This is a genomic window from Mesorhizobium sp. WSM1386 (assembly GCF_055901595.1).
In genome coordinates, this window is record NZ_CM148373.1 from 1,470,243 (window position 1) to 1,493,673 (window position 23,431).

The following is a 23,431-nucleotide window of genomic DNA, read 5'->3' on the forward strand; positions in this document are numbered from 1 at the left end:
GTCCGGACATAGCGTCGTTCCCAGTTCTTTGCTGCAATGCAATAGGAGTGGGACATGGTGGACATAGTTTCTAGCGAGGCGGGTATTCCGAGACCGGAGCATCCGCTGGATCATTCAGGTGGCGCGAAGTGGTTCCTGCCCGCCTTCGGTGTGCTGGTGCTGGTCGGCATCGTCTATGTCGCCTACGCGCTCAGCCAGGATCTGGCGGTGGCCAAGACCGTGCCGTGGATCCTGCTCGGCATTGCCTTGCTGATCGCGCTCGGCTTCGAATTCGTCAACGGCTTCCACGACACCGCCAATGCGGTGGCAACCGTCATCTACACGCGCTCTCTGCCGGCCGAATTCGCCGTCATGTGGTCGGGCGTCTTCAATTTCCTCGGGGTCCTCACCTCCAGTGGCGCGGTCGCCTTCGGCATCCTGTCGCTGCTGCCGGTCGAGCTGATCCTGCAGGTCGGCTCCTCCTCGGGCTTTGCCATGGTGTTCGCGCTGCTGGTTGCCGCCATCCTGTGGAACCTCGGCACCTGGTTCCTCGGCCTGCCGGCCTCGAGCTCGCACACCATGGTCGGCTCGATCATCGGCGTCGGCCTTGCCAACCAGTTCATGGCGCCGGCCGGCAGCGCCACCAGCGGTGTCGACTGGTCGCAGGCGACCAATGTCGGCACCACCTTGCTGGTGTCGCCGATCGTCGGCTTCTTCGCCGCCGCCATCCTGCTCTATGCGATGAAGCTTCTGGTGCGCAATCCGGCGCTCTACGAGGCGCCGAAGGGCAATGCCCCGCCGCCCTGGTGGATCCGTGCCCTGCTGATCTTCACCTGCACCGGCGTCAGCTTCGCGCACGGCTCCAATGACGGCCAGAAGGGCATGGGCCTGATCATGCTGATCCTGATCGGCGTGGTGCCGACGGCCTATGCGCTGAACAGGACGCCCGACATCAACTACCTCGAAGCCTACAAGTCGGCCTCCGTCAATGTCGAGACGGCGCTCGGCAAATATGCAAAGCCCGGCATCACCGTCGACGACGCCAAGGCCGCTGTCCAGGATGCCGTTCGCACCCGGACGTGGAGCGACCAGACCACCGTGGCGCTGCAGACCTATGTCCACAACACGACCGCCGGGCTGCAGCCCTATGCCTCGGTCGACAACGTGCCGACCGATCTGGTCAGCAACGCCCGTAACGACATCTATCTGATCGGCGAGGCGCTCAAGCTGATCGACAAGAAAAAGCTGCTGCCGATGGAAGCGGCCGACCTCAAGGCGGTCACCGACTACCACAAGGCGGTCGACAACGCGACGAAGTTCATCCCGTTGTGGGTGAAGATCGCCGTCGCCCTGGCGCTTGGTCTCGGCACGATGGTCGGCTGGAAGCGCATCGTCGTCACCGTCGGCGAGAAGATCGGCAAGAGCCATCTGACTTACGGCCAGGGTGCGGCCGCTGAACTGGTGGCGATGGTGACCATCGGCATGGCCGACAGGCTCGGCCTGCCGGTGTCGACAACCCATGTGCTGTCGTCGGGCGTCGCCGGAACGATGGCCGCCAACGGCTCGGGCCTGCAATGGTCGACGGTGCGCAACTTGCTGCTGGCCTGGGTGCTGACCCTGCCGTGCTCGGTCGCGCTCGCCTTCGTGCTGTTCATCGTCTTCCGCCAGGTGTTCTGAGCGGAACATGCACTTTCAGAAAAAAGGCAGCGCCGGCGACCGGCGCTGCCTTTGCTTGTTCATTCCGATGTGTCGGCGGGACAGAGGGGGGTGTGAAGGAACTCGACGGCGGGATTGTTGCGGGGTACCGCCTCTGCCCGACTCTAAGTCGGATCCTCGCGGTGCAGGTCGTGGATGGCAACGCCATCGACATTGGTCGGCAGGGTCAGCCATTTGCGATGGCGCAAGGTGCGCTGGGTGTCCTCAAGGCCTGTCTCCCAATGCTCGCGCATCGAGGTGCCGGAGAACTCATAGTCCTTGGCGTGACCTTCATAGCCCTTGTGCTGGTAGATCAGGTGCACGATGTTGACGATGCCGGCGTCGGAATAGTCCGCGATCAGCACTTCCTCATCCGGCGTCAGCTGCTCCTTGGGCACCCGCTTCAGCGCGTCGAGCAGGCGCATCTTCAGGCCGTGGATGCGCTTGAAATTGTCGGTGTTCTGGCGCGTGCGGCTGGAATACATGATGTCCTTGTGACGCGACAGCACGTCGGGCATGCTGCGCGGCAGGACACCGCGGGCGCTGAACAGGTCGACCTGGAAGACGAGGGAAGAACGGTCCTCTTCCTGGTCGAGCAGATATTGCAGCGGCGTGTTGGAGACGATGCCGCCGTCCCAGTAATACTCGCCCTCGATGCGGATCGCGGGGAAGGCCGGCGGCAGCGCGCCGCTGGCCATGATGTGCTCCGGTCCGATGCGGACCTTGTCGGTGTCGAAATAGACGAAGTTGCCGGTGCGGACATTGACCGCGCCGACGCTCAGCCGCTTCTTGCCGTCGTTCAGCACGTCGAAGTCGATCAGGCTTTCCAGCGTGTCCTTCAACTCGGCGGTGTCGTAGAAGCTGGTGGCGCCCTCGGCGCCCTGCTGCTCGAACCAGGGATTGGGACTGCGCGGCTTGAAGAAGCCGGGCTGGCCCATGGTCATCGTCATCCAAGAGGAGGTGCGGTTGCGGATATCGCGATAGATATCGCCCTCGGGCGTATAGGACCAGATCTTGCGGCCCGAGATCGTCTGCCAGAACTGCTCCAGACGCTGCAGGCGGCGGCTTGACTCATTGCCGGCGATGATCGCCGCATTGATGGCGCCGATCGAGACGCCGGACAGCCATGTCGGCTCGCAACCGGCGTCGGCCAGCGCCTGGTAGACCCCGGCCTGGTAGGCGCCGAGCGCGCCGCCACCCTGAAACACCAGCGCGATGCGGTCGTATTGCGCCGAGATTTCCTCGATGGTGGCGGTGGCCTCCTTCTTGCGGTTGCGTTCAAGCACGGGCTTTCTCCAGCTGATTGGCGGCGGACAGGCCGTGATCGCCGAGATAGTCGTGAACCACCTCGCCCAGTCCCAGCGTCAGGTCGGCTTTGAAATGAACGGCGGATAAGATGTCGAGCACCGGCAGCTTCGCCACGTCGGCCATGACGTGGGGCCGCAGATCGAGCGCGGCCGGCGCAGTCCAGGCCTCCTTCAGCGTGATATCGGTGAGGTAGTAGCGCACCAGCTCGCAGATGCGCGGGCTTCCGTCGACATGCGGGATGATCTTGATCAGGAAATTGGGCGCGGCGAGCGCTGCGAGCACGGAATCGTGGTCGGCCTCGCGGTGCTTGTAGCCCATGGTGCCGGTGGCGCACAGAACGCTGCCATAGTGCAGCGTGCCGACGATCACCTCGCCCTCATGGATGATCTTGGGGTTGGCCAGCTTCTTCGGGAAACCCCACAACTCGCGGCCGCCGGCGATCGGCGCGTCGTCGTCGAGATACATCGAATGGACGTAGCCGCCATGCTGGCCCTTGTAGCGCACGGGGATGACCTGGCCGGTCTCGGTGTAGTCGCCGAAGCCGGTCGAGTCCGGCATGCGGATGAACTCGTACTTGACCAGCGGCTCGTCGATCTCCAGCGGCGCCGGCACGACCGCCTCGAGCGCCTCACGCGTCGTGCGATAGGTGATGATGATGTATTCACGGTCGAAGAAACGATAGGGCCCTGGCGGGAAGGACGGGTTGGTCAGCGGCATCGCATAGGCGCGCCTCACGACATCGGCGATTTCCAAGCTGCACCCCCAAGGTTTGTCAGAAGTTCTTTTCGGGCAATATTTTCGTCAGGAATGACCGCGCGAATGCGCAAGCGATTATGTTGCATGGCACCATGACAGGGCCGTGTCAGGCTCACGACCACGGTTTCGAAGGGGGCGAGGGGCCGTGCCGGCGGTGTCGTCTGGCTGTAATTGCATCGACACATGGCTCTGTCATTGTCATGTTGCGACGCACAATTATATCGTCATGTTCCCTCCTACTTCGCGCGAGATCACCATGGGTTCCCTGTCTTCGAAGAACGCCCTCGTCACCGGCTCGACCAGCGGTATCGGCCTGGCCATCGCCCGCGCCTTTGCCGCCGAAGGCGCCAACGTCACCATCAATGGCCTTGGCGATGCCGCCGCGATCGAGCAGGAACGCGCCGGCATCGAGAAGGATTTCGGCGTCAAGTGCCGTTACTCCGACGCCAACATGATGGATGGGGCTGCGGTGAGCGCCATGGTGCACGACGCCGAGGCCGCGTTCGGCAGTCTCGATATCCTGGTCAACAATGCCGGCATCCAGCATGTCGCGCCGATCGAGGATTTTCCCGACGACAAGTGGGAAGCGATCATCCGCATCAATCTTTTGGCAGCCTTCTATGCCATCAAGGCGGTGGTGCCCGGCATGAAGGCGCGCAAATGGGGCCGCATCATCAACACGGCGTCGGCGCATGCGCTGGTCGCCTCGCCGTTCAAGTCGGCTTATGTCTCGGCCAAGCACGGCATTGCAGGCCTGACCAAGACGGTGGCGCTGGAAGTTGCGCAGGACGGCATCACCGTCAACGCGATCGCGCCGGGCTATGTCTGGACGCCGCTGGTCGAAAAGCAGATCCCCGACACGATGAAGGCGCGCGGCATGACCGAGGAACAGGTCAAGCACGACGTGCTGCTCGCTGCACAGCCGACGAAGGAATTCGTCACCGTCGAGGAGCTTGCGGCGCTGGCGCTTTTCCTGTGCTCGGACGCGGCCAGGCAGATCACCGGCACGACCTTGCCGATGGACGGCGGTTGGACGGCGCAGTAGAGGGTAGCCAGCACGTTCCGTTTGCCGGCTGATGCCCATGGCGTCGGCAGGCAAGCCGACGGTCAGGACCATGAAAGTCATCCAGCTCTCCGATCCGCATCTGATGGCACCTGGCGGTCGCCTTTACGGCGGCGATCCGCTGGCGCGGCTGGACGCCTGCCTTGCCGATATCGGCAAGAACCACGCCGACGCCGAACTCGTGGTGATTTCGGGCGATCTCACCAATGACGGCGAGCGCGCCGCCTATGCGGCGTTGAAGGAAAGACTGGCGGCATTCGCCCCGCCTTGCCGGCTGATGCTCGGCAATCATGACGACCGGGCGCTGTTTTTCGAGATGTTTCCGCAGGCGGCCGCCGAAGGGGGCTTCGTCCAGAGCGTTTTCGATGGCAGCCAAGGCCGCCTGATCCTGCTCGACACGCTGGACAGCGGACATGTCGAGGGCAGGCTATGTCAAGCGCGTCTCGACTGGCTGGACCAACGGCTGCAAGAGGCGCGAGACCGGTCGGTCCTCCTGTTCATGCATCACCCGCCGTTCCGGATACAGATTCCGGTGCTCGACGAGGCCAGGCTCGCCGGCGCCGATATCTTCCATGACGTCCTGTCGCGCCACGGCAATGTCCGCCACATCTTCGCCGGCCACGTTCACCGGCTGATCGCCGGCAGCTGGCGCGGCATCCCGGTCAGCACGCTGCGCAGCACCAACCACCAGACGGCGCTCGATTTTTCGGAAAGCTGGAGCCTGGGTCACGAACCGCCCGCCTATGCCGTGGTCTTCATCGATGTCGATGGGGTGGTCGTGCATTTCCACGATTTTCCCCTTGCCGGTGGCATCTGATCGATCCGTAGGGCTCTCCACACTGGAGACGGTCCGCTTTCATAGCGGTCGTTATGGCCATGGACCGGCCTGCTTGTTCCCGGCGTCGGGAGGCCCCGCCGCCGCGCCCGCCTGTCGATATGTGTCCGGCGTGCGGCCGCCATTGCCTGGGGTCGACGCGGCCTCCGCGAAGGCGCGTCAAAAAGCACCGAATTTGGACATTAGTCTTGACAGGAATACATATGTTCAATACCCGTCAAGCACTTGAACATGGCCTGCACTACGGGAGGAATGAGCGGTATGGCTTCCAATGTTTCATTGACGGGCCTTGCCCGCGATCTCGAGGAACGCGGCAAGTCGGGCAAGCCCATTCGTATCGGCCTGATCGGCTCCGGCGAGATGGGAACCGATATCGTTACCCGCGTCGCGCATATGTCCGGCATCGAGATCGGCGCGATTTCCGAACTGAACCTGCCCGCCGCCGGCAAGGCGGTGGACATTGCTTTCCAGGAAACCGGCCACGCGCGCGAGGTGTCGAACGCGTCGGCGATGACGGCCGCCATGGAGGCCGGCAAGGTGGCGGTCACCAACGACGCCAACCTGGTCATCAACAATGATCTCATCGACGTCGTCATAGACGCCACCGGCGTTCCCGCCGTCGGCGCCGAGATTGGGCTGCGCGCCATGGAGCACGGCAAGCACCTGGTGATGATGAATGTCGAGGCCGACGTCACCATCGGCGCCTATCTGAAGAGCGAGGCCGACAGGCTCGGCGTCACATATTCGCTTGGCGCCGGGGACGAGCCGTCCTCCTGCATGGAACTGATCGAATTCGTCTCGGCCATGGGTCATCCGATCGTCGCCGCCGGCAAGGGCAAGAACAACCCGCTCAATATCGACGCCACGCCGCCCGCCTATGAAGAAGAGGCCATGCGCCGGCACATGAATGTGCGCATGCTGGTCGAATTCGTCGACGGCTCCAAGACCATGGTCGAGATGGCGGCGATCGCCAATGCCACCGGGCTGGTGCCCGACAAGGCCGGCATGCATGGCCCGGCCGCGACGCTCGGCGAACTCTCGAAAGTGCTGGTGCCGCAGAAGGATGGCGGCGTGCTGTCCAGGGTCGGCGTCGTCGACTACTCGATCGGCAAGGGTGTCGCACCCGGCGTCTTCGTCGTCGCCGACATGTCGCATCCGCGCATCTCGGAGCGCATGGAAGATCTGAAGATGGGCAAGGGCCCGTACTTCACCTTCCACCGCCCCTATCACCTCACCTCGCTCGAAGTGCCGCTGACCTGCGCCCGCGTCGTGCTCTACGGCAAGGCCGATATGGTGCCGCTGGCCAAGCCCGTGGCGGAAGTCGCCGCCGTGGCCAAGAAGGACATGCAGCCGGGCGAAAAACTCGATGCGATCGGCGAATATTGCTACCGCGCCTGGATCATGACGGCGCCGGAAGCGCATGCCGCCAAGGCCATTCCCTGCGGCCTGCTGCAGGGTGGCTCGGTGACGGCGCCGATCAAGAAGGGCGAACTCATCACCTATGCCAATGCGACCCCGGCTCCGGGCTCCAAGATCGCCGAACTGCGCGCCCGCCAGGACAAGCTCGTCTATGGAACCGTTGGAGCCTGACCATGGCTGGATTGAGCAAAGCCGTGGCGGACAGCCGTGCCAACCTGCCCTTCGTCTATCGCCAGTACAGCGCCGAGCAGCTCAAGCAGGTGCTCTACAAGATGTACCTCATCCGCCGCTTCGAAGAGGGCGCGGAGGAGTGCTATACGCGCGGCCTCATCCACGGCACCATGCATTTGTCGATCGGCCAGGAGGCCAGCGCCATGGGCATCTGCATGCCGCTTGGCGAGGATGACCAGATCACCTCGACCCATCGCGGCCACGGCCACTGCATCGCCAAGGGCGCCGAGGTCAAGCGCATGTTCGCCGAGTTCTTCGGCAAGACCGCGGGCTACTGCAAGGGCCGCGGCGGCTCGATGCACATTGCCGATGTCGGCAAGGGCAATCTCGGCGCCAACGGCATCGTCGGCGGCGGCATTCCGATCGCGGTGGGGGCAGCGCTCTCCTCCAAGAGGATGAAGACCGGCAAGGTCGTGGTCTCCTTCTTTGGCGACGGCGCCAACAATGAAGGCGCCTTCCACGAGGCGCTCAACATGGCCGCGATCTGGAAGCTGCCTGTCATTTTCGTCTGCGAGAACAACGGCTACGGCATGTCGACGTCGACGGCCCGTTCCACCGCGGTGAAGAACATCGCCGAGCGCGCCGCCGCCTATTCGATGCCGGGTGTCATCGTCAACGGCAACATCTTCTCCGAGGTCGCCGAGGCGTCCTACAATGCCATCGAGCGTGCCCGTGCAGGCGAGGGGCCGACGCTGATCGAATCCAAGACGTACCGTCATCGCGGCCACTCCAAGAGCGACCGCAACCGCTATCGCACCAAGGAGGAGATCGAGGACTGGATGTCGAACCGCGACCCGATCACGCTGTTCGAAAACGAGCTGCGCGAATTCGGCTTCATCGACGACAAGGGCATCGAGGCCATCCGCGATGCGGTGGCGCGGGAAATCGCCGACGGCATCGAATTCGCCAAGGCAAGTCCGTCGCCGGACATCAGCGAGACCGGAAATTATGTCTATACGGAGCAGGCGTGATGGACGCGATGGTGCGTGAACTGAGCTACGCCCAGGCGATCCAGGAAGCCATGGCGATCGCCATGGACATGGACGAACGCGTCTTCCTGATGGGTGAGGATATCGGCGTCTATGGCGGCGCCTTCCAGGTGACCGGCGACCTGGTCGAGCGCTATGGCGCGGACCGCGTGATGGACACACCGATTTCGGAACTTGGCGGGGCGGGCGTCGCGGTCGGTGCGGCCCTCACCGGCATGCGGCCGATCTTCGAGTTCCAGTTTTCCGACTTCGCGACGCTCGCCATGGAGCAGATCGTCAACCAGGCGGCCAAGATGCGCTTCATGCTGGGCGGCGAGGTTTCGGTTCCCGTGGTGATGCGCTTTCCCGCCGGCTCCGGCACCGGCGCCGCCGCGCAGCACAGCCAGAGCCTGGAAGCCTGGCTCGGACATGTGCCCGGCCTCAAGGTCATCCAGCCGGCGACGCCCTACGATGCCAAGGGCATGCTTTTGGCGGCGGTCGCCGATCCCGATCCGGTGATGATCTTCGAGCACAAGCTGCTCTACAAGATGAAGGGCCCGGTGCCCGAAGGTTACTACACGGTGCCGATCGGCAGGGCGGATATCCGCCGCGAGGGCCGCGACCTCACCATCGTCGCCACCTCGATCATGGTGCAGAAGGCGCTCGACGCCGCGGCCGCGTTGGAAGCCGAAGGCATCGATGTCGAGGTCGTCGACCTCAGGACCATCCGACCCATGGACAAGCAGACCGTCATCGACAGCGTCAAGAAGACGTCGCGGCTGATGTGCGTCTACGAAGCGGTCAAGACGCTGGGCATCGGCGCCGAGGTCAGCGCCATGATCGCCGAGAGCGAGGCGTTCGACTATCTCGACGCGCCGATCGTGCGGCTGGGCGGCGCCGAGACGCCGATCCCCTACAATCCGGAGCTGGAAAAGGCCACCGTGCCGCAGGTTCCCGACATCATCAGCGCCGCGCGCGACCTCGTGAAAGGGGTTCGCTGAGAGATGCCGACCGAAGTCATTCTTCCCAAGGTCGACATGGACATGGCGACCGGACAGATTTCGCGCTGGTTCGCCGAGGAAGGTGCCCACGTCAAGAAGGGCGACGTCCTGTTCGAGATCGAGACCGACAAGGCCGCGATGGAGATCGACGCACCGGCCAGCGGCGTGCTGCGCGACGTCACCGGCAAGGAAGGCGTCGATATCGCGGTGGGCGCGGCTGTTGCCTGGATCTATGCTGATGGGGAGGCGTATGGGGACAAGGCGCCAATCTCCCCCCTCGAGGGGGAGATGTCGGCGAAGCCGACAGAGGGGGTCGTCTCAGGAGGCACCGCTCCTGCGTTGAGCCCGGTCGAACCGACCCCACCCGACCGGCCTGCGGCCGGCCACCCTCCCCTCGAGGGGGAGGGGAAAACCCGCGCGACGCCTTTGGCTCGGCGCTTGGCTCGTGAAGCAGGCATTGCACTTTCCAATATCGCAGGCACGGGCCCATACGGCCGTGTTGTAAAAGCCGACATAGACGCCGTGCTTTCCTCCCCCCTTGAGGGGGAGGTGTCCGCGAAGCGGACGGAGGGGGTCGCCTCAGAAGGCACCTCCTTCGCGCCGAGTCCAGTCGGGCCGAGCCCAGGCGAGCCGACCCCACCCGACCGGCCTGCGGCCGGCCACCCTCCCCTCAAGGGGGAGGGGGACGTGCTGCGCCTGTTCGAACCCGGCTCCTACGAACTCGTCCCGCACGACAATATGCGCAAGACCATTGCGCGGCGGCTGGTCGAGGCCAAGACCACCATCCCGCATTTCTACCTGACGCTCGACTGTGAGCTCGATGCGCTCTTGGCATTGCGCACGCAGATCAATGCGGCGGCGCCGATGAAGAAGACCGATAAGGGCGAGGCTCCCGCCTATAAGCTGTCGGTCAACGACATGGTCATCAAGGCGATGGCGCTGGCGCTGAAGGCGGTGCCGGATGCCAATGCCTCGTGGACCGAAAGCGCCATGGTCAAGCACAAGCATGCCGATGTCGGCGTTGCCGTCTCGATCCCCGGCGGCCTGATCACGCCGATCATTCGCAAAGCGGACGAAAAGACGCTGTCCACCATCTCCAACGAGATGAAGGACCTGGCGAGCCGCGCCCGCAGCCGCAAGCTGAAGCCGGAAGAGTATCAGGGCGGTACGACGGCGGTTTCGAATCTGGGCATGTTCGGCATCAAGGACTTTGCCGCCGTCATCAACCCGCCGCATGCGACGATCCTGGCGGTTGGTGCCGGCGAGGAGCGGGCGGTGGTCAAGAATGGCGAGATCAAAATCGCCACCGTGATGTCGGTGACGCTGTCGACCGATCATCGCGCCGTCGACGGAGCGCTCGGCGCCGAACTGCTGGTCGCCTTCAAGCGGCTGATCGAAAATCCGATGGGCATGCTGGTCTAGGCCCTCTGTTGCAAGCCGGTGCCGATTGGTGCGCCGGCTTACGACGGAAATGACTTGTCAGGCGCCGACCCTTGCCCCATCTTTTCTGTGGACCGCGATCCAGGGAGGCCAGCATGCCCGCATTCGACCCATCTGATGTCAAAACCCTGTTTGGCAAGGTCATGGGCGCCTCGCCATCCGACATCAAGCTGGTGGCGCAGCGCCTGCACGACCATGCCTTCGAACCGCGCATGTCGGCGGAAGAGACGAAGCAGCTTGTCGCAAGCCTCGGCTACGACAGCTTGGATGCATTCTGTGCCGATATCGGCCTGCCCATGCATATCGCCGAGCGGTGGAGCCGTTTTGGCGTTTCCGGCGAGATGAAGCAGGTGTTCACGCTGCTGGCTGCCCAGCGCAAGCGGGTGGCCGAGGCGATCGCCGAGTTCGAATCCATGACCCATGTCGGCGTCGAGGATTTTTTGCGCGAACGCGGACTTATCTAGTTCGAACAGGAATCGAAGCTCTCCTAACCGCTTTTCGCCAGCAGCGCGGTCGCCGTGTCGCTGTCGGTGATCAGCACATTGGTGCTGACGGCCTTCAGCGCGGCGAGGATCGCGGCCACCTTGCGTTTTCCGCCGGCGGCCAGCACGACATTCGGCACCTGGCCGACCATTTCGAGATCGATGGCCATGACGCGCCCATTGACCTCGTGGTCGACCAGCCTGCCCGCGGCATCGACGAAGTAGCACAGCATGTTGGCGACCGCGCCTTTCGCCTTCAGCGACGCGATCAGCGACGACGGGACGATGCCGTGCCGGAAGATGGTGGCGTCCGGCGACATGTCGCCGACGGTGAGCAACGCGATGTCGGCGGCGGCCGCGCGCTGCCTTACGTCCTGCAGGGTTGGCTGCGCCCACAGGAGATTGCGAAGCGAGGGATCGTCGACCGTCACCGGCGCGGTGATCTGGTAGCTGTCGACCTCGAAGACATCGGCGACCTTGGCGGCGACGATCGACGGATTGATCCATTGCGAATGCGGCAGGCTGCCGACCAGCGCCACCACCGAGGCGCGCTTCAACTGCCGGCGGGCGAGGAAGCCCAGGCTGGCATGCAGCGTCGCGCCGCCGCCGATGGCGAGCGTCATGCCGTCCTGCATCTGCTCGCCGAGAAAGGCGGCGACGGCGTGGCCGATCGCCTTTTCCAGACGGTCCTGAGCCGAGGGCGTCGGAATGACGACCGCGGCGTTGAGGCCCCAGCGCTTCTCAAGTGCCCGTTCGAGGGCCACCTGCTCGGCGGTCGGCGCGTTGATCATGGTGACGACGATGCCTTCGGCGGTGCAGGCGGCCAGCGTGCGCATGACCTTCACCCGGGAGACATCGAGCTTTTCGGCGATCTGCTCCTGCGTGAAGCCCTCGACATAATAAAGCCAGGCTGTCTTGACGTTGAGATCCGACGACACCATCGGCAAACGGGCCGGTGTGGGTTTTTGCGTGGGCATGTCTTCTCGTCCCTCATCAGCCATGGCTAGGCCGCGTTGCCCTCATCGGAGAAACGCCGGCCGGATGTCAACCGGATGCCGGGTTGCGGCATGCCGATAGTTGCACATCTCTGTTCATTTGTAATTGACATTGTACATATGAACATATTTTGTGGGTTTCACGCGCTGTGTCATCCACCAGTCATATGCGCCGTGCAGGGAGGAAGAGACGGGGAGCCGGCCTGGGCCGGACCGGTCATGCACAGACAAGACAGGAGGTCTCATGAAGACGCATTTCATCAAGCGGCTGGCCAGCCAGCTGGCGCTCGCGGCAACTTTGTTTGCCGGCGTGGCAAACGCCGAGACACTGACGCTCTACACATCGCAGCCCGAGGCCGACGCGGCCAAGACCGTGGACGCCTTCAAGAAGACGCAGCCCGGCATCGACGTGACCATCTATCGCTCCGGAACCAGCGACATCCTGACCAAGATGGCGGCCGAGTTCGCCGCCGGCAGCCCGCAGCCCGACGTGCTTCTGATCGCCGACGCGGTCTCGATGGAGCTGTTGAAGAAGGACGGCCGGCTGATGCCTTATCCCGAGGCAAAGCTCGACGGCATCGAGGCCGATGCCTATGATTCCGACAAGACCTATTTCGGAAGCAAGCTGATCACCACCGGCATCGTCTACAACACCGCGGCCGCCGAAAAGCCGGAGCATTGGGCCGATCTCGCCAAGCCCGCCTATGCCGATGGCCTGGTCATGCCGAGCCCGCTCTATTCGGGAGCAGCCGCCTACCTGCTCTCGGGCTTCGTCGGCGACGCCAATTATGGCTGGGATTTCTTCCAGAAGCTGAAGACCAACAACACCGTCAGCGTGCGCGGCAATGGCGCGGTGCTGAAGTCGGTGGCATCGGGCGAGAAGCCCTATGGCATCCTGGTCGACTTCATGGCGATGAATGCCAAGAAGAAGGGCTCGCCGGTCGAGTTCGTGTTCCCCAGCGAGGGCGTGCCCGCCGTGACCGAACCGGTCGCCATCATGAAGACCGCCAAGAATGTGGAAGGCGCCAAGAAGTTCGTCGACTTCATTCTTTCCGATGACGGCCAGAAGCTGGCGCTGTCCATGGGCTACCTGCCGGCGCGCGCCTCGATTGGCCGTCCCGACTGGATGCCGGAAGGCGTCAAGGTCAAGGTGATGTCGTTCGACACCAAGGCGATCGTCGCCAAGACCGACGCCGACAAGGCGAAGTTCTCCGAGCTGTTCGGCGGCTGAGCCGGCAATCGCTTCGGGGTGCCGCCTCGACGGCATCCCGAAGCGCTACGAACAAAGCCGTTCGCGGATCGATCTCAGGAAAATCAATCATGTCCACACGGATAAGGGAAAGTCGGGGCCAGGAAACGGCCCTGACGGCGGCGGTGGCCGTCGTCATCGTGCTGCTTTCCCTGCTGCCGATGCTGCGGCTCCTCAAGGAGATCGTGGCGCCTGGCGGCACGATGTCGACCGTGGCCATCGAGGCCGGGCTGAGAAGCCCGGCGACCTGGATCGCCACCTGGCACACGCTGGTCATCGGCATCGGCGGCACCCTGCTTGCGGTGCTGTCGGGAACGCTGGTGGCAGTTCTCGTCTCGCTGACGGACATTCGCGGCCGTAGCGCGCTGGTGCTTTGCTATGTCATGCCGCTGATGATCGCGCCGCAGGTGACGGCGCTGGCCTGGCTGCAACTGTTCGGCCCGGCCAGTCCGTTTCTCAAGCTGTTCGGCGCAGCACCGCCGCTAGGCACCAAAAACCCGCTCTATTCGACCTCGGGCATCATCCTGCTGCTCGGCGTGCAGTATGGCCCGCTGGTTTTCCTGCTCGTGCGCGCCGGCCTGCGCAAGCTGCCGCGCGAACTGGTCGAGGCGGCCCGCGCCGGCGGCGCCGGCTGGTTCACCGTGCTGGTCACCATCGTGCTGCCCTTGATGACGCCGTCGATCATGGCCGCGGCGGCACTCGCCTTCGTCTCCTGCGTCGGCAATTTCGGCATCCCGGCCTTCCTCGGCATTCCCGCCAACTATCTCGTGCTGCCGACGCTCATCTACCAGAAGCTGGCCGGCGGAGGCCCCGCCGTGCTTGGCGAAACGGCCTTCCTGTCGGTGCTGATCGGCGTCATCGCCATGGCGGGCATTCTCGCCCAAGAGCTCATGAGCCGCCGCCGCGACTACCGCATCAGTTCCACCTCGCTGTCGGCCGAGCCCTACGAGCTTGGCCGCTGGCGACTGGTGGTCCAGATGGGCATGTGGCTGCTGATCGTGCTGGTGCTGTTCCTGCCGCTGTTCGGGCTGGTGCTGACCTCACTGGTGCCCGGCTACGGCATTGCGCTCACCGCCAAGACGGCGACGCTCGACAATTATCGCTTCGTGCTGTTCGAGCACGATGCGGCGAGCCGCGCCTTCTTCAACGGTTTCTGGCTGTCGATCGCGGCGGCCTTCTTCGCGGTCCTCGTCGCAGTGCCGATCGGCTATCTGATCGCCTGGGGCAAGCAGCGCTGGGTGCGGCTGCTCAATCTGTCGGTGGAGCTGCCCTATGCCTTGCCCGGCGTGGTGCTGGCGATCGCTTCGCTGCTGCTCTTCCTGCGGCCGATCCCGCTGACCGGCATCCAGCTCTACAATACCGTCTGGATCATCCTCTACGCTTATCTCGCCCGTTTCCTGGTGCTGGCGCTGCGGCCGACCATCAGCGGCTATCACCAGATCGACCGGGCGCTGGAAGAGGCGGCGCAGGTGGCGGGCGCCGGGCTGTTCACGCGCATGCGCACCATCATCTTTCCACTGGTGGCACCGGCGGCGATCGCGGGCGGACTGCTGATCTTCATGACGGCGCTCAGCGAACTCACCGTCTCGGCGCTGCTGTGGTCGTCCGGGTCGGAGACGATCGGCGTCGTGATGTTTTCCTTCGAGCAGGGCGGCGATTCCAACTACGCGGCGGCGATGTCGGTCATCACGGTCGCGGTCACCTTCGTGCTGATGCTGGTGACCAATCTGCTTGCCCCTCATCTTCCGAGTGGAGTTCTGCCATGGCGCGACTGACCCTGGACCATGTGACCAAGAGCTTCGCCGATTTCGACGCCGTGAAGGACGTATCGATCAACGTCGCCGACGGCGAGTTCCTGGCGGTGCTCGGGCCGTCCGGCTGCGGCAAGACCACGCTGCTGCGGCTCGTCGCCGGATTCGAGAAGGTGACGTCAGGCGAGATCCGAATCGGCAGCGAAATCGTGTCGGCCAAGGGCGGCAGCGTCGCGCCGGAAAAGCGGCGCGTCGGCATCGTCTTCCAGAACTACGCGCTGTGGCCGCATATGACGGTCGCCGAAAACATCGGCTATTCGCTGAAAGTGGCGAAGCTCGACAAAGCAGTGGCGCGCCGGAAGGTCGAGGATGCACTCACCCTGGTCAACCTGCAGGGCTTGGGCGATCGCAGGCCCGCCAATCTCTCCGGCGGCCAGCGTCAGCGCGTTGCCTTGGCGCGCTGTCTGGTCGCCGCGCCGTCGCTGGTGCTGTTCGACGAGCCGCTCGCCAATCTCGACGTGCATTTGAGAGCCTCGATGGAAGACGAGTTCGCCGCCTTCCACAAGCGCACGGGCACGACCATCGTCTACATCACCCACGACCAGGCCGAAGCGATGGCGCTGGCCGACCGCATCGCGGTGATGGACCATGGGCGCCTTGCGCAGCTGGCGACGCCGCGCGAGCTTTATCATGAGCCGGCAAATGAAATGGTGGCCTCGTTCATTTCGCAAGGAATTTTGCTCCCTGCCGATGTGCTGAGCGCCGAAAATGCCGGTCATTGCAAGGTCAGGGTTCTCGGAACCGAGTTGGTGGTGCGCTGCCGGGTCGGCGAGCAGCCACGCGCCGGCGCAAAGATCTGTTGCCGCTCCGCCGATCTCGACGTTTCGCCTGACGGACCCGGCTTCGACGGCCTCGTCAAGCGGGTGATCTACCAGGGAGGTGCGGCGCGCATCGAATTCACGCCTTCCGCCGGTCCCGATCTCACCTTGCATTTCGAACAGCCCGATCCCGTGGTGCTGGAGAGCGGAGCCCAGGCACGGCTGCGCATAAAGTCCGGTTGGCTGATCCCGGGGACCCAACCGTGATGATGCTGGATTTGCTTGGCGGCTTTGGCGAAAAGGGCCGCACCAGCCTCGCAGTCGGCAGCGGCAGTGATCGCATCCTGCTCGATATCGGCATCAAGGTTGGCGCGACGGGGGCGGAATACTATCCGGCGCTCGACGGTTCGGTTGCCGGCATCGACGCGGTCTTTGTCTCGCATGCGCATGAGGATCATGTCGGTGCGCTGAGCTGGCTGTTGTCGCGCGGCTATGCCGGCCCGATCTTCATGACGGCCGAAACCCGCGACGAGGCGCCGGCGACACTTGCCGCCTATGCCGATCCCGGGGGCTTCAGGTGTTTTCCAATTCCAGACGATCGTATTGAAATCTTCGAACCCGGGGACACGCTGAAGAGCGGCAATCTGACGATCAGGACGGGACGGTCGGGGCATGTCGTAGGCGGCGTCTGGTTCGCCGTCGATGACGGGAAAAGCCGTGTCGCCTATTCGGCCGATGTCGTACCGGACAGCAATGTCTTCGCCATGGACACGATCCCGCACTGCGATCTTCTGGTCCTTGATGCCTCCTACGGCGCCGATCCTGTGCCGGGCGCGGTCCGGGCACGCGAAATCTCGCAGTGGGTGGCAAGGCATTCAGATGGGTGCCTGCTGCCGACGCCGCTGTCGGGACGATCGCTGGAGCTGATCGCGGCCTTGCCGGGGCCGTTCGCTGTCCACGCCGGCATGCGCACGTCGCTGGAAGCGCAGATCGGCGCCACGGCGGCTTTGCTGCCCGGCGTTTCCGAACTGCTGCGTGCCCGCTTGGCAAGTGCCGCCGACTGGACCGATGCGGATCCGTTGCCGCTTCTGCCGCTGCTCGCGGATGACGGCATGGGCGCCGCCGGTCCGTCATCACGCCTTCTGCCGCGCGCCGACCAGGCAGGGTTGCCGGTGCTGCTTACCGGGCATCTGCCCGCCGGTTCACCGGGCGATCTCCTGCACAAGGCCGGCCGTGCCGACTGGGTGCGCATGCCCACCCATCCGACGCTTTCCGGCAATGTCGGTATCTGGGAAAAGGCGGGACGGCCCGACGCGCTCGGTCATTCCTGCACCACCGATCTCCTGGATGACCTGAAAAGCCACATTCCGTCGCTGCGCGCGCAATGCCGTACCGGCCAACGCATCGCGGTGCCGGCTCTTATTCAAAGAGATAGAACATGATGTCGTCCGAAAAACCGCTTCACACTCTTCGGCATCATACTCTGGGGAGCGAACAATGAGAATCCTGATCTGCAACGATGACGGCATCGAAGCGCCGGGACTTGCCCGTCTCGTCAACGCGGTCACTGGTCTGAGCGACGACGTCTGGGTGGTCGCGCCCGATGGCAAGCGCACCGCGGCCGGGTCGTCGCTGACGATCGCGAGACCTTTGACGATGCTGCGCGTCAAGCCGAATTGGTATTCCTGCTCCGGCACGCCGGCCGACTGCGTGGTGAGCGCCATGACATGGCTCTTCGCCGATGAGAAGAAGCCGGACCTCGTGCTGTCGGGCGTCAATGACGGCCGCAACGTCGCCGAGGATCTCGCCTATTCCGGCACGCTCGGCATTGCGCGAGAAGCGACCTTCTGGGGCGTCCCCGCGATCGGCTTTTCGCGTGTGAAGAATCCTGATTTCACCGATGGCGACGACCAGTGGCTCGGCACGTTGATTGCTTCATTGTGGCAATCGCGCGGGGATTGGACGAGCGAGGGACATTGGCTCAGCGTCAACCTGCCGACTTCGCTGCCGGCCGAAATCCGGCAGCCGCGCATCGGCCGTGACAAGATTGGCCGCACCGCCGAAATCCTTGAAAGCGATGGCGATCGCACCGTCATCACCGTGCCGCGCGGTCGTGCCCATGCAAGCAAGCCGGGCGACGATAACGCGGCGATCGATGCCGGCTTTGTCAGCATCAACCGGCTGAACTGGTTTGGCGAAACGCCGCTGGACGAACGGTTTCTCGACGGGATTCTGGGCTGATCTTCTGCGCGTGATCATCCAGATCACCAAGCTGTCAGCGGCCAAATTGCGCCAATCCTGTGCTTATGCTTGAAGCCGCCGCTATTTCATTCCACATCGGTCAGGATGAAGGACGAGGCACGAGAACGGCGTCGGAATCTGCTGTGGGGCATTCCCGCATCGCTGATCCTGCACGCGCTTATCGCGGCGCTGCTGGTTTATGGCCTGCGCGTGCCTCCCCCACAGCCGCTGGAGGAGCAGCCGGTCAATGTCGCGATCGTGCCGCCGCCCGAGACGCCTAAGCCGAAACCTGCCCCAAAGCCACCGCAGCCGAAACCTGAGAAGAAGGCTGAAAAGCCGCCTGAACAAAAGCCGCCTCCGGAACCGCCGAAACCACCAAACGAACAGGTTCTGAAGCGCGTTTTCCAGTACGGCCAGAAAGATAGCGGGCCGGAGAAATCGCTCGACGGTGGCAGCGCCAAGCCCAACACGCCGTCGCTGGCCAAGGATGAGGCGGCGAAGCCGCCTGTAGCACCGACACCCACGCCGACCGAGCTTGCCCCGGCTGCAACGCCACAACAGAAGGCAGAGCCCAGCAAGCCGGACGAAAAGCCAGCCACCGTTGCGCCGGACGAAAAGCCCGCGCAAAGCGAGGAGAAGCAGGCGGCCGAGGGCACTGACAAACAGCCGCCGGAGGTCGCACCGCGACCCGCCGAAAAGCAAGCGGCCGTGACGCCAGAGCCATTGCCGCCTGAGACGGGTGGTAAGCCGGCGCCTCCAGCCTCGGCCGAAAAGGCAAAGCCCAAACCTTCAAAGCCTATGAAGTTCAAATCCGCAAGAGCCTTGAAGGCCCCAGGCGGGAATGCAGGGAAGCGAGGTTCGACGAACAAAGAGGTCGCGGGATCGCCGATCTATTCCGGCCTTCCGGGCGTCAGGAAGCTTTACTCGCAGGGGGCAACCGGCAATGCGTTCGCCACAAGCTCCATGGAGAACGTGCCGCGCGATCAGCGCATTGCCAACCTTTGCGCCAACGTACTGAACCAGGAATTGCAGCAGGCCGACTATTCTCCCAAATGGCTGCCCACTATTCCGCTCAAGGCGGGCAATGTTCTCAGCCGACCGGAGGCCGCCTTCAGCACGATGACCACTTGGTACCAGCTGAGCTTCCGGTGCGAGGTCGATACCGAGGCGACTAGGGTCTTGTCGTTCAACTTCCGTGTCGGCGCCGTGATCCCAAGGAGCCAGTGGCCGCGGCCTCTTTAGAATTGCAGAATTGCTCTAACCGCAAAATTAGGCGGGCACGCCGAGCCCAGACAATTGTCGGCTAACTTCATGCCAGTCGGCGCAGACGAAATCGGCGCCGGCCGCCGTCAACCGCGCGCCATGCTCGGCATAGGTATGGCCGCCGCCGGTGTAGCCGATCGCCGTCATGCCGGCGGCGACCGCGCCCTGGATGCCGAAGGGGGAATCCTCGATGACGATGCAATCCGCCGGATTGGCGCCCATCCTGGCGGCGGCGAACAGGAAGATGTCGGGCGCGGGCTTGCCGTTCTTGACCATCGAGGAACTGTAGATCGCGTCGCCGAAAAACCCTGCCAGGCCGGTGACGGCAAGGCTGTGGTTGATGCGCTCGACCGACGATGACGAGGCAACGCAGCGGTCGCCCTCGAGCGTTTCCAGGAACGCCGCGATCCCCGGCGTCGGGTTCAGCTCTTCGGAGAACAGGATCTTGGTCTCGGCCCAGATGTCGCCGTCCGCCGAAGCGGGAAACTGGTGACCGGTTAACTCTTTGATTCGGATGATGATGTCGGACTGCTTCATGCCGACGCACTGGGCGATGATGCCGCCATGGACGCCGGGCATGCCGTGCTTTTCATAGACGCGCTCGTAGGCCTTGGCGGCCAGCGGCTCGCTGTCGACGAGAACGCCGTCGCAATCGAAAATGATAGGCCTTGGTCGCGCCACGCGCTACTCTCCGGACTCGATTTCGCACATCGCTATCGGCAAAAAGTCAAATGTTCAATAGCGGGCTGTTTTTGGCGGGGTCAAAGCTGGCGCAGCGCGTCGCTGGCGCGGGCGGATCCGAGCGCTCGTTGCATGGCTTGCCGGGACTGCGCGCGGTCCGGCGTGATCCAGTTCGGTTCGGCCCCGAGGAAGCGGTCGAGGAAAGCCACCGCGTAGGCCGGCATCTCGGTGACATTCTCGCGATAGGACCACCAGGTGCGCAGATCGTCGGCACATTTGTCGATGCTGGGTGCCGTGCCGAATTCCTGCTCATAGATCGCCGAAATCACCGAGACGCAGTAGTTGGTGTAGAGGAAGCCTTCCGGCCAGAAGCGGATGATTTCCAGCGTGCCGGCATTCTGGTCCGTCTCGATGAGCTGCGCGAGGCCCGAGATTTCCCTGGCCGGCGCCTGCTTGATCAATTCGCGCAGCACGAGGCCGGCGGCAAAGACGATGAAGTCGGCGCGGTCGACCGCGGCGAAGCGCTTCTGCTCTTCCATGATCTCGACCCAGTCGAGAAAAGCCCGGGTCAGCTTCGCCTCGTCGATCTCGAAACGCACGCCGAACGTGTCCGACACCACCTTGGCGCTGCCGCGGAAGGTGGCGCGGAACCAGCGCAGCTGCCGCAACCGGTGGCGCAGGTCGGGCATGAGGGCCAGTTCGTCCCTGAAGGGCAGTTCCATTTCACGCATCCCGTTTCGTCACAGGCTAGCACAGCCGTGCCGCCGCCGAAATCGGCCGACGGCCCTGTGGATGACCGTGACCAGGGTCAATATCATACATATTGACATTCGCGGAAACAAATGTTCTCACTTTGCTGTTGTCGCGCGCCGGTCCAAGGTAAGCTTCAACTGAGACTTCGGGAGGAGAACCGAATGGCGATTTGGCAGTGGGGACTGCTTCTGCTGGTTATTGTGTGGGCGCTGCAGTCGCTCGGCGTCTGGCTGCAGATGCGGCACTATTCGGATGTCTTCCGCGGTGTCACCGACCAGTACAAGGATGGTTTTGTCGGAGCCGGCAATTTTCGCGGCCGGCTGGCCAAGGGCACCATCGCGCTGGTCGTGGTGACGCCTGACCTGGTCGTGCGCCGCGTGATGGTGATGAGCGGCCGTTCCGTCTTCACCAAATTCAAGAGATTTCAAGAATTCGAGGGCGTTGCCCTCGATCGACTCCGGTCCAACCCTGCAATCATGGGGGAGGGGGAACCCGGTGTGGCCGAGGCCGTGAAGCGCGCGATCGAGCAGATCGACAAGGCACGGTCGGAGCCGGGGAAGAAGCCGGGCCTATCCGGTTTGAACGTAGCAAGGGCCTAAAGCACGCCGCGCACCGACTGGGATAAACCGGCGGGCGGCATAAGGAGGAGAAATGTCTGTATTTTCGTTGTTGGCGCAGCATGCCGACATGGCCGTGCACAATCTGCATGTCGCAGGTGCCATGGTCTCGGATGCTGCTTTGCATAGCAAGCTCGCTGTCGAGCATGCCTCCGACCATCTCGTTGTCCTCGCACAGGCGGACAGCGGACCGATCACAGTCGATCAGTTCAAGGAAAAGCTGAAAGAGGTCCAGCAGGAAGAGCAGCTCGGCTGGCTGACCGCCATCGGCAAATACTTCATCGGCATCTTCCAGAAGGGCGGCGAAGTGTTCGCCGGCTTCGTCACCGGCATCATCCCGACGCTGGTGGTGCTGATGACCGCCTTCTATGCCGTCACCGAGCTGGTCGGCGAAGAGCGCGTGCATGGCCTGGCGCGCGGTGCCGGCCGTATCGCGCTGACGCGCTATACGCTGCTGCCGCTGCTGGCGGTGTTCTTCCTCACCAATCCGATGGCCTATACGTTCGGATCGTTCCTGGAAGAAAAGCACAAGCCGGCCTTCTATGACGCGGCCGTGTCCTACGTGCACCCGCCGCTTGGCCTGTTCCCGCACATCAATCCCGGCGAATATTTCGTCTGGGGCGGCATTCTCGTCGCGTTGCTGGAGCTGGAAAAGAAGGGTGCGGTCGTTGCCGGTTACCACGTCAAGGTGGCGATCTGGTACGCCATCGTCGGCCTCGTCGTCATCCTGCTCAAGGGCATGCTGACCGAGCGCATCACCGCCATCATGGCACGCCGCCAAGGCGTAGAGCTGTAAGGGCGGGGAGGACAACATGGCCAAGACATACAAAGCCGTACGCATCTCCAGGGGCAACACAGGCTGGGGCGGCCCGCTCGTCATCGAGCCAACCGCGCAGCGCGACAAGATCGTCTCCGTTACGGGAGGCGGCATCCATCCCGTGGCACAGCTCATCGCCGACATGACCGGCGCCACGGCTGTCGACGGCTTCAAGGCGCCGCCTGTCGAAGGCGAGATGGCGGTCGTCGTCGTCGATTGCGGCGGTACCGCCCGCTGCGGCGTCTACCCGCGCAAGCGCATCCCGACCGTCAACCTGACGCCGGTCGGCCAGGCTGGGCCGCTCGCCCAGTTCATCACGGAAGACATCTACGTTTCGGGCGTGAAGCCGGCCAACGTCACAATGGCGGACGGATCCGAAACGGTCACCACTGCGGGGGGAGCAGCATCGATGGGTTCAAGCAATAGCAATGCAGCCGCGGCACCACAGCCGCTGCCGAGCGAAGGCGGGCTTATCGGCCTGATCAGCTCGATCGGCCGCGTCATGGGTCGTGTGGTCGGCATCTTCTTCAATTCCGGCCGCCGCACCATCGACCAGGTCGTGCGCAACGTGCTGCCGTTCATGGCCTTCGTGACCATGCTCATCGGCCTGATCCTGTACACCGGCATCGGCGACGTGCTGGCCCAGCCGATGGGACCGCTGGCCAACAACATCGTCGGCCTGCTGATCATCTCGGCGATCTGCGGCCTGCCGTTCCTGTCGCCCATCCTCGGGCCAGGCGCGGTCATCGCGCAGGTCATCGGCGTCGCCATCATCGGTCCGCAGATCGCCAACGGCACGATTTCGCCGGCGATGGCCCTGCCGGCGCTGTTTGCCTACAACACCCAGGTCGGCTGCGACTTCGTTCCGGTCGGCCTGGCGCTGGGCGAAGCCAAGCCGAAGACGATCGAAATCGGTGTGCCGGCGGTGCTCATCAGCCGCCAGATCATGGGTCCGGTCTCGGTGCTGATCGCCTGGGTCGTCAGCCTGATCGTGTTCTAAGAAGCAATTCCAGGAAAAGTGTTCCACGGTTTTCCGTCCGGAATTGCTTCAAAACAAAAGAGATAGAGT

The 23,431-nt window shown here is 63.7% G+C and carries 22 protein-coding genes; 17 read left to right on the forward strand and 5 right to left on the reverse strand.

All coding sequences use genetic code 11. From position 1 onward, the window contains the following. The first annotated feature begins 54 nt into the window (after nt 1-54). Nucleotides 55-1,656 (forward strand): inorganic phosphate transporter, encoded by a 1,602-nt coding sequence (locus tag AC0NIH_RS07215; protein ID WP_473463035.1) that lies wholly within the window; start codon nt 55-57, stop codon nt 1,654-1,656. A gap of 143 nt (nt 1,657-1,799) precedes the next feature. On the opposite strand, the gene AC0NIH_RS07220 is transcribed toward AC0NIH_RS07215, so the two are convergent. Then, nucleotides 1,800-2,960: a patatin-like phospholipase family protein gene (locus tag AC0NIH_RS07220; RefSeq protein WP_013892714.1), complete on the reverse strand. Its 1,161-nt coding sequence runs from the start codon at nt 2,958-2,960 to the stop codon at nt 1,800-1,802. Further along, nucleotides 2,953-3,735 carry an acetoacetate decarboxylase gene (locus AC0NIH_RS07225; RefSeq protein WP_473463038.1) on the reverse strand — a complete coding sequence of 261 codons (783 nt, stop codon included), beginning with the start codon at nt 3,733-3,735 and terminating at the stop codon, nt 2,953-2,955. Before AC0NIH_RS07225 ends, AC0NIH_RS07220 begins: the two co-directional genes overlap by 8 nt. Before the next feature lie 259 nt (nt 3,736-3,994). Here AC0NIH_RS07225 and AC0NIH_RS07230 point away from each other — a divergent pair, with 259 nt between their 5' ends. The 7 genes from AC0NIH_RS07230 to AC0NIH_RS07260 all read left to right on the forward strand — a co-directional run bounded on the left by AC0NIH_RS07230 (nt 3,995) and on the right by AC0NIH_RS07260 (nt 11,159). Then, entirely contained in the window at nt 3,995-4,783 is a 789-nt protein-coding gene (locus AC0NIH_RS07230) for a 3-hydroxybutyrate dehydrogenase (protein ID WP_473463040.1), read from the forward strand. 37 nt (nt 4,784-4,820) lie between these two features. Beyond that, entirely contained in the window at nt 4,821-5,618 is a 798-nt protein-coding gene (locus AC0NIH_RS07235) for a phosphodiesterase (RefSeq protein WP_473463043.1), read from the forward strand. 279 nt (nt 5,619-5,897) lie between these two features. Continuing rightward, nucleotides 5,898-7,226 carry an NAD(P)H-dependent oxidoreductase gene (locus tag AC0NIH_RS07240; protein WP_473463045.1) on the forward strand — a complete coding sequence of 443 codons (1,329 nt, stop codon included), beginning with the start codon at nt 5,898-5,900 and terminating at the stop codon, nt 7,224-7,226. Between the two features lie 2 nt (nt 7,227-7,228). Further along, on the forward strand, nt 7,229-8,257 hold the full coding sequence (locus AC0NIH_RS07245) for a thiamine pyrophosphate-dependent dehydrogenase E1 component subunit alpha (protein WP_473463048.1): 1,029 nt from the start codon (nt 7,229-7,231) through the stop codon (nt 8,255-8,257). Continuing rightward, on the forward strand, nt 8,257-9,255 hold the full coding sequence (locus AC0NIH_RS07250) for an alpha-ketoacid dehydrogenase subunit beta (protein WP_473463050.1): 999 nt from the start codon (nt 8,257-8,259) through the stop codon (nt 9,253-9,255). Before AC0NIH_RS07245 ends, AC0NIH_RS07250 begins: the two co-directional genes overlap by 1 nt. 3 nt (nt 9,256-9,258) lie before the next feature. Then, on the forward strand, nt 9,259-10,677 hold the full coding sequence (locus tag AC0NIH_RS07255) for a pyruvate dehydrogenase complex dihydrolipoamide acetyltransferase (RefSeq protein WP_473463053.1): 1,419 nt from the start codon (nt 9,259-9,261) through the stop codon (nt 10,675-10,677). Nucleotides 10,678-10,790: 113 nt separating this feature from the next. After that, on the forward strand, nt 10,791-11,159 hold the full coding sequence (locus AC0NIH_RS07260) for a hypothetical protein (protein ID WP_013892722.1): 369 nt from the start codon (nt 10,791-10,793) through the stop codon (nt 11,157-11,159). Between the two features lie 23 nt (nt 11,160-11,182). Here the strand turns inward: AC0NIH_RS07260 and AC0NIH_RS07265 are convergent, their stop codons facing one another. Then, nucleotides 11,183-12,154 carry a sugar-binding transcriptional regulator gene (locus tag AC0NIH_RS07265; RefSeq protein WP_473463056.1) on the reverse strand — a complete coding sequence of 324 codons (972 nt, stop codon included), beginning with the start codon at nt 12,152-12,154 and terminating at the stop codon, nt 11,183-11,185. 262 nt (nt 12,155-12,416) lie between these two features. Here AC0NIH_RS07265 and AC0NIH_RS07270 point away from each other — a divergent pair, with 262 nt between their 5' ends. From AC0NIH_RS07270 to AC0NIH_RS07295, 6 genes are all read left to right on the forward strand, one after another. Continuing rightward, a complete protein-coding gene (locus AC0NIH_RS07270) occupies nt 12,417-13,403 on the forward strand; it encodes an ABC transporter substrate-binding protein (protein ID WP_023763804.1) in 987 nt (328 codons plus the stop codon). Nucleotides 13,404-13,492: 89 nt separating this feature from the next. Next, on the forward strand, nt 13,493-15,196 hold the full coding sequence (locus tag AC0NIH_RS07275) for an ABC transporter permease (protein ID WP_473463059.1): 1,704 nt from the start codon (nt 13,493-13,495) through the stop codon (nt 15,194-15,196). Continuing rightward, complete coding sequence (locus tag AC0NIH_RS07280) at nt 15,184-16,257, forward strand: ABC transporter ATP-binding protein (protein ID WP_473463061.1); 1,074 nt, start codon at nt 15,184-15,186, stop codon at nt 16,255-16,257. The genes AC0NIH_RS07275 and AC0NIH_RS07280 overlap by 13 nt, the downstream gene beginning before the upstream one ends. Continuing rightward, nucleotides 16,257-17,432 carry an MBL fold metallo-hydrolase gene (locus AC0NIH_RS07285; protein ID WP_473463064.1) on the forward strand — a complete coding sequence of 392 codons (1,176 nt, stop codon included), beginning with the start codon at nt 16,257-16,259 and terminating at the stop codon, nt 17,430-17,432. Before AC0NIH_RS07280 ends, AC0NIH_RS07285 begins: the two co-directional genes overlap by 1 nt. A 55-nt stretch (nt 17,433-17,487) precedes the next feature. Then, on the forward strand, nt 17,488-18,231 hold the full coding sequence (locus AC0NIH_RS07290; RefSeq protein ID WP_473463066.1) for a 5'/3'-nucleotidase SurE: 744 nt from the start codon (nt 17,488-17,490) through the stop codon (nt 18,229-18,231). Nucleotides 18,232-18,336: 105 nt separating this feature from the next. Continuing rightward, a complete protein-coding gene (locus AC0NIH_RS07295; RefSeq protein WP_473463068.1) occupies nt 18,337-19,473 on the forward strand; it encodes a DUF930 domain-containing protein in 1,137 nt (378 codons plus the stop codon). A 27-nt stretch (nt 19,474-19,500) separates the two neighbouring features. Here the strand turns inward: AC0NIH_RS07295 and AC0NIH_RS07300 are convergent, their stop codons facing one another. Both AC0NIH_RS07300 and AC0NIH_RS07305 read right to left on the reverse strand, forming a co-directional pair. After that, complete coding sequence (locus AC0NIH_RS07300) at nt 19,501-20,175, reverse strand: HAD family hydrolase (RefSeq protein WP_473463071.1); 675 nt, start codon at nt 20,173-20,175, stop codon at nt 19,501-19,503. An 80-nt stretch (nt 20,176-20,255) separates the two neighbouring features. Continuing rightward, nucleotides 20,256-20,897, reverse strand: coding sequence for a hypothetical protein (locus AC0NIH_RS07305; protein ID WP_023763811.1), 642 nt, complete (start codon nt 20,895-20,897; stop codon nt 20,256-20,258). Between the two features lie 192 nt (nt 20,898-21,089). Between AC0NIH_RS07305 and AC0NIH_RS07310 the strand changes: the two genes are divergently transcribed. The 3 genes from AC0NIH_RS07310 to srlE are packed head-to-tail and all read left to right on the forward strand — an operon-like array spanning nt 21,090 to nt 23,362. Continuing rightward, the gene (locus AC0NIH_RS07310; RefSeq protein WP_013892732.1) at nt 21,090-21,527 is read left to right on the forward strand and encodes a transcriptional regulator GutM; all 438 of its coding nucleotides are present in this window, start codon (nt 21,090-21,092) and stop codon (nt 21,525-21,527) included. A gap of 52 nt (nt 21,528-21,579) precedes the next feature. Then, nucleotides 21,580-22,341: a PTS glucitol/sorbitol transporter subunit IIC gene (gene srlA, locus AC0NIH_RS07315; protein ID WP_473463074.1), complete on the forward strand. Its 762-nt coding sequence runs from the start codon at nt 21,580-21,582 to the stop codon at nt 22,339-22,341. A 16-nt stretch (nt 22,342-22,357) separates the two neighbouring features. Next, nucleotides 22,358-23,362: a PTS glucitol/sorbitol transporter subunit IIB gene (gene srlE, locus AC0NIH_RS07320; protein ID WP_023776824.1), complete on the forward strand. Its 1,005-nt coding sequence runs from the start codon at nt 22,358-22,360 to the stop codon at nt 23,360-23,362. Nucleotides 23,363-23,431 lie beyond the last annotated feature (69 nt).